Below are 6,140 nucleotides of genomic sequence, written 5' to 3'. Positions count from 1 at the left end.
CTACCTCGCCGGCCTCCACCTCCGCGCCTCGATGATCTGGATCAAGGACCTCACTCACACCACTCCTTGATCACAACTCGATACGCGCCCTAGCGCGAAGCCGGGGCCATAGTTCATCTCCGGCCCCGGCTTCACAAAGGTCTTCATCAGGTGCCCGCACTGTCAGTCGTTCTTCCTGGCCGCCTCCCGGGAGCCTCGTCCGCGCGGCGGAAGTGTCGCCCGGCTGGCCCGACAGCGACCCGGCAGTCGGGATCGCCCGCGCCCTCCGGAGCCCCGCCGCCCCTGTGCCCTGGACCTGACGCACGTGGTCGTGCTCGACGACACCCATGACGACAGGCACCAAGCCGGCCGGTAGCGCGAGAACCGGTGCCCCAACAGGCCAGCGGACCCGCGTGCGGGGCCGTGCCGGGCGCTGCGCCGGGCCGGCCGACGTCGTGTGTCCGGTGCCCGCCGCCCGCCGGGCCAACGAGGGCGGGGGCCCCGAGGTCAGATGTCGTCGACCGGGATGGGGTGGACCAGGTCGGCAGGGATCACCGACGGGGCCAGGTGCGGCTCGGCGGTGAGGTAGTAGGCGCCGTGATCCAGCGCCGCCCAGACCGCGTGAGCGCGCCCGACGTCGCCCTTGAGGCCCTTCGCTTGGGTAGCTGTCCCAGCCCGCCAAATATTTGATCTTGATTGACGTCGGCTGTCGGGGTGTCCGTTAGCCGAACCCTCAACGGACACGCGGGCGGCCGTGGCGCGAAACGCGCCTACCAGCGACGAGCGTTGTCACAGATAGGGCGTCCGGTGAACTGTCCGGTGATGGGGAGGGGCTATCCGGGGTCGCCGGGGTGCCTGGGTGCCGTCGAGGGGCTGGCAGCGTTCGAGGAGCTGGTGGTGAACTGAGGGCGCGGCCACCGCGTCCGACTCCGGGCTCGAGACCCGCCGGTTCAGGAAGCGGTTGCCACCACGTCAACGCGGAACGTCTGATCGCCCTCGCCTGTGCACGGCTCCTGCACGAGTTCGGCACCACTGACCGTCTCGTCGCCACGAATGCCGAGACAGAGTTCGCTATGCACGGGGCGGAGCCGGTAGCCCTCCAGTGGAGCGGCGACCGGCTCGACCCGGAACACTTGCGCTGGCCCACCGGCTGCGCAGTCATCCCAGGGTTCGAGCATGCCCGTCGCGGGGCCGCTGGCCAGCACAGTCAGGCAACCCACCCCATGCTGCGGGTGGCTCCACCTGATCTGGAAGCGGTCCCCGTCGACCGGCACGAGCAGCGTCCTGGGCGGCTCGGCGTCCTCGCACGATCGTTGCACCGCGACGGCCGCGTCGTAGCGTCCGGTGTGCTCCCGCCCCTCGGTCACGCAGAGCGCCGGTGTGCGGGCGGGGTGAATGCGCACGACACTGCCACCGGCGGGCAGCGCCAGCCGGCTCTTGGGCGCCGGGCCAGCTTCCCGGGTGCCCGGCGACCTTCCGGTGTCGCGGACCAGCAGCCAACCGCCCACCGCGAGCAGCGCCGCCGCGGTCACACCTGCGGCGGCCCTGACCAAAGTACGCCAGAGGACCGCGCGCGGCAGCTCGGGAGCACACTGACCGGTGGCATGAGCCGACTGCCCGGGCGGCGACTTCTTCCCGTTCGCCGCGTCGGTCTCGTGGGCCAACCGATTGAGGGTGGCCAACCAGGCGGCGACCTGGTTGTCGTTGCCCGTGCAGGCACGAACGAAGGTCGCCAGCAACTCCGCGCGAGGCAGGCCCGGCCGACCCAGCATGTCAGCTACGGTACTGCGGGCCAGGACCTCGCCATGGCTCGCCGCCCGTTGCTCGAGCTGCCGGAACGTGTACCCGGACCGGTCTTTCATCAGCCGCATGAGCTGCACGAACTCAGCCTTATCGCGGGCTGCGTCCGGTCGAACACTCTCCGCATCCATCGGCCTCCATGTTGCCGGAGATGACCGCCGAGATCAACTGCCTAACGGCACCGTCCGGACCGGCAGGCCGGACAAGCTTCTAGCCAGCCCGGACAGTGCTACGCCTGTCCGGGACAGGAACGACCCATTGCCGGACGCGATCGACTAGGTAAGCCTCGACCGCAATCAAACAACCCCCTTCGGGAAAGGCCACTGATGAAAACGACGCAGCGGAGACTTTGGGCGGTCCTGGCGGGGCTGGCCCTCGCGGGTGGTGCCACGGTGACGGCGGCTTCACCCGCGATGGCCGGACAGGACGCTCTCGCGCGGGTGTACGTCGACGGGACGAATACGATCGCGGCCGAGGGCAAGTTCGTCTCGTACGGCGATCGGTTCGAACTGACCAAGCGCTCGTCATACGGCAACCGCCCGTACCTTGAGTACAAGTACATCCGCATCGACGGCACCGTGCAGGAGGGGACGCACTGGGGGGTGTCGAGCATCGGCACGACCGTGCCGTTCGACCACAACTTCGGCGAGGGACGGAAGGTGGCGTTCCGGGTCTGCGTGCAGGTCGACTTCGGTTGGGACCCCTGCAGCGACGACGCGGACGGCCAGTGGACGATCGGCTACGCGTGAGGACCGTACCGGCCTAGACCGGCGGGCGGATGAGCTGCCCGAACGGCGCCAGGGCTCCGACGGCGGTCATCCGCCGCCGGAGCCCTGGCCCCACCTCAGGGCCGTCGACCGCCCCGGCCGCGTACACATCACCGCGACGGACCTCGCCGAGCGGCTGGCCGCCTCCCGAGCCCCCGGTCCGGCTCATGCAGCAGATTCTCACCGGTGACGGTCAGCCGGTCGGGGCGCCGTACCCGATCACCTACGCCGGCGCCACCGCGCCGCTGACCACCGACCCCGCATGGCACCGCGCGATCGCCCGCGCTTTGCACCGCGATCTACCCGCCTGCCCCGGCCAGCACTGGCAGATCTGGACCCCCCACCGGCTGGACCCGGCTGCCCGACGTGGTCGACGTCAACCAGGATCTCGGCTGACCATCCCCCACGCCCGGGCGCGGGGACGCCGACCGGCCAGCCACACGACGGGGAGACCACCATGACCACCAGCCACCGGACCGACGACGCCGTCGCCCGGCTGGCCCGACAGCGACCCGGCCGCCGGGACCGCCGCGCCCTCCGGAGCCCCGCCGCCCCTGTGCCCTGGACCTGACGCACGTGGTCGTGCTCGACGACACCCATGACGACAGGCACCAAGCCGGCCGGTAGCGCGAGAACCGGTGCCCCAACAGGCCAGCGGACCCGCGTGCGGGGCCGTGCCGGGCGCTGCGCCGGGCCGGCCGACGTCGTGTGTCCGGTGCCCGCCGCCCGCCGGGCCAACGAGGGCGGGGGCCCCGAGGTCAGATGTCGTCGACCGGGATGGGGTGGACCAGGTCGGCAGGGATCACCGACGGGGCCAGGTGCGGCTCGGCGGTGAGGTAGTAGGCGCCGTGATCCAGCGCCGCCCAGACCGCGTGAGCGCGCCCGACGTCGCCCTTGACCATGCCGACGACGGCGGCGACGTCGGCCGCCTCACCGGCGCCGAGGGGCAGCACCGTGACGCTGGGCAGGGTGGCCAGCACGCCGAGCCGGGCCCGGGCGGGAGCGTCAGCGACCCGGGTGTACGCGTCCAGCAGCGCCACCGTCGGCAGCCCGGTGTACGCCTCCTCGTCGGCGATCATGACCAGCAGCTCGCCGACGTGCACGTGGCCACGGGCGTAGGACAGCATCGCCGAGGCGTCGAGAACCGCCCGGATCTCGATCTCGCTGTCGTCGAGCATCAGGCGGCGGCGGTGTCGTCGGCCGGCCAGGTCCCCTCACGCAGCATGTCGCGCCGGCGCTGGGCCTCGGCGCGCTGCTCGGCCGACAACCGAGGCAGGACACCCCGTACCCGATCGCGGTCCGCGTTGGTGACCTCGATCCCGACCGCCCGCAGCATCTCGACCGTGGCGGACGCCCGGTCCATCCGGGCGCGCAACGCGTCCGCCACCGCGGCGGACGCGTTCGGCTCCTGATCGAGGTACGCCGCGACGTCGTCGGGCAGACTCACCGTCACACGCTTAGTCATACTCGAATCATACCGTAAGTGGTCGTCGACGCTGGTCCGGCGCAGCTGCTACGTCGGCCGTGTAGATGAGTCAGCCAAGCCTCTGTCTGGATCAGCCGTAGGCGTCCTGGATGTCAACGACAGCGACCGTGACGTTGTCCGGGCCGCCATGGTCGAGCGCTGCCGTGACCAGGCGCTCAACTGCCTGCGCTGGGGTCGAGGCGGTGGCCAGCGCGACGTGTAGCAGGTTTTCAGGCACGTAGGAACTGAGTCCGTCGGAGCACAGGAGGAATCGGTCACCTGGTTTCAACATCAACAGGGTGATGTCGGGTGAACGGCCGTCTGGTCGTCCGTCCAGGAAACGCGCCAGCCTCTCCGAAAGGTTGGGCACGTTAGCGGCGTCGGCGACCAGGCGCTGGTAGATGTGATCTTCGGTGATCCGGGTGGTCTGGCCGCGCTGTGGACCCTGGCCATGCACCAGGTACGCCCGGGAGTCGCCGACGTTGGCCAGCGCGGCAGTCGTGCCGGTGATGAGCATGGCGACCAGGGTGGTGCCCATGCCCGCTAGCTCAGGCTCGGCCTCGATCCGGTGCCGGAGGGCGTGATTGGCGGCGCTGACCGCCTGCCCGAGCGTGGCAGCCAGGGAGCTTGGCTCGACGGCGGCCTGGTCGCGGGCCGCCAAAACCGCGGCCCCCCGAGTGGGACACACCTCTTGCACTACCTGGCGGGCAGCTCGTCGACGCGCACCAAGACGTCGCCGGCCGACGGTTGCCGAACGGAACCCGCGAACCCAAGAACGTGCGAACCGGCGCCCCTGGTTAGGACCGGGCGACGCGCGGGCGAACACGTGGCATCCCGGCCAGCCTGCCTTGAGCGGATGGGCAGGGAAGCGATGTAACCGCCGGGTAACACCATAGGGGCGTCGAAAGGGTCTCCTTCTCCTCCAGACGCTGTTGTCGACGAGGAGGAGTACCCGGTGCGTGGGTGGATCGAAGTGGCCTACATGCTGGCGCTGAGCGTGGCGTTTCTGGTCGCCGTGGGTTTCGCCGTGGCGGCCCGCAGCGAGAAGAAGCGCGCTGACGCCTATAAGGTCCTGGCGAAGCTGGCGGTGATGCTGACGCTGGCCTTCGCCATTTCGACCCTGTAGGCCCCAGGCCGATTAGGGAGCGGATGCCGGGGAGTTGGGCGCACCCGTGCCAGGCCGTGTCGGGTGCTGTGCCGTCCCGGCCGCCGTCGTGCGTCCGGCACCCGTCGGCCCACCCCCTGCCGGGGGGCGGGCCACCGACATCGCTTCGGCGGTCAGCGCTGGCTGGGATCAGGCTGATGCAGTGGGGGTGACGCTGGGGCCGGGATGGCGGCTGCCATCGAGGCCGGTGTTGGCTTGTCGGCCAGGATCTGCCCCACGGTGCAGCGGGCGTCGATCCAACTGCTGGTCACTGGGCAGATCCAGCCGGCGACCTCAACCGCGGTCGTGCGGAGATCTCTCAGCGGCCGGTTGAACATCGGCTCGTGGTGGGCCATGCGGTTACGCGCGACGTGCAGCCGTTCCACCGCCTTGGCGACTGGGCGGCGGCGACGACGGGGGAACGCCCGGTACAGGCACCACCGCCACAGGGTCGCGTCGTACCGGGCGGCCAGCAGGTACCGCCAGAAGCCGAAGGTCAGCTCGGCGACGACCCGGCCGGGTGTCTCCTGCTTCCCGTCCCGGACCGCCCGCTCGCGGGCCTTGCGGATGTCCCGCTGCGCCTCGACGGTGAACACTCCGCCCGGGTCGAGGTACCAGCGCGGCTCCGCATGGACCCGAACGGACCACTCGGTCAACTCGTGGTGCAGCGCGTTGCGCAGGAGCACCTCCAGGTGCCCGAGCGTTGTGCCCAACGCTGCGGACACCTCGGCGTTCCACTCGTACAACGCCACGGCGCCTGCGAGGTCCCCACCGCACGCCGCCCGGTACGGCGCCAGCCGTTCTGCCGAGAACCGCCGCTCCAGCGTCGCCAGATCCGCAGACACCACCATTGCCCCTACGTCCCACCCCGTCGTTTAAACGCGCTATGCTAGCCACGAAGACCCCGGTCAGCCTCTGCCCCACGCGGGCACGCAGCCGGGGTTTTGACTTTCCGGGCAGGCCCCACCCGCGCAATGCCTACGAG

At 70.6% G+C, this 6,140-nt stretch carries 7 protein-coding genes and 1 pseudogene; 2 read left to right on the top strand and 6 right to left on the bottom strand.

The features are described from left to right. Positions 1–929: 929 nt before the first annotated feature. Positions 930–1,910: an RICIN domain-containing protein gene (locus ACGFIZ_RS31190; protein ID WP_393425930.1), complete on the bottom strand. Its 981-nt coding sequence runs from the start codon at positions 1,908–1,910 to the stop codon at positions 930–932. 261 nt (positions 1,911–2,171) lie between these two features. Between ACGFIZ_RS31190 and ACGFIZ_RS31185 the strand changes: the two genes are divergently transcribed. Continuing rightward, positions 2,172–2,528, top strand: coding sequence for a hypothetical protein (locus ACGFIZ_RS31185; protein WP_393425927.1), 357 nt, complete (start codon positions 2,172–2,174; stop codon positions 2,526–2,528). Positions 2,529–2,541: 13 nt separating this feature from the next. Here ACGFIZ_RS31185 and ACGFIZ_RS31180 read toward each other — a convergent pair whose 3' ends face one another. The 4 genes and pseudogenes from ACGFIZ_RS31180 to ACGFIZ_RS31165 form a co-directional block, all read right to left on the bottom strand. Next, positions 2,542–2,715 carry a hypothetical protein gene (locus ACGFIZ_RS31180; protein WP_393425924.1) on the bottom strand — a complete coding sequence of 58 codons (174 nt, stop codon included), beginning with the start codon at positions 2,713–2,715 and terminating at the stop codon, positions 2,542–2,544. A 589-nt stretch (positions 2,716–3,304) separates the two neighbouring features. Beyond that, complete coding sequence (locus tag ACGFIZ_RS31175; RefSeq protein ID WP_393425921.1) at positions 3,305–3,724, bottom strand: hypothetical protein; 420 nt, start codon at positions 3,722–3,724, stop codon at positions 3,305–3,307. After that, a complete protein-coding gene (locus tag ACGFIZ_RS31170) occupies positions 3,724–4,011 on the bottom strand; it encodes a hypothetical protein (protein ID WP_393425918.1) in 288 nt (95 codons plus the stop codon). Before ACGFIZ_RS31170 ends, ACGFIZ_RS31175 begins: the two co-directional genes overlap by 1 nt. Before the next feature lie 91 nt (positions 4,012–4,102). Next, positions 4,103–4,669 (bottom strand): annotated as a pseudogene (locus ACGFIZ_RS31165) (PP2C family protein-serine/threonine phosphatase); the annotation flags it as partial. A gap of 297 nt (positions 4,670–4,966) precedes the next feature. Between ACGFIZ_RS31165 and ACGFIZ_RS31160 the strand changes: the two are divergent. Then, complete coding sequence (locus ACGFIZ_RS31160; protein ID WP_393425915.1) at positions 4,967–5,137, top strand: hypothetical protein; 171 nt, start codon at positions 4,967–4,969, stop codon at positions 5,135–5,137. Between the two features lie 152 nt (positions 5,138–5,289). On the opposite strand, the gene ACGFIZ_RS31155 is transcribed toward ACGFIZ_RS31160, so the two are convergent. Continuing rightward, on the bottom strand, positions 5,290–6,006 hold the full coding sequence (locus tag ACGFIZ_RS31155; RefSeq protein ID WP_393425912.1) for a hypothetical protein: 717 nt from the start codon (positions 6,004–6,006) through the stop codon (positions 5,290–5,292). Positions 6,007–6,140 lie beyond the last annotated feature (134 nt).

The organism is Micromonospora sp. NPDC048830 (assembly GCF_043198215.1).
In the GTDB taxonomy this organism is placed as follows: Bacteria; Actinomycetota; Actinomycetes; order Mycobacteriales; family Micromonosporaceae; genus Micromonospora.
This window is presented reverse-complemented; position numbering and strand designations above follow the sequence as displayed.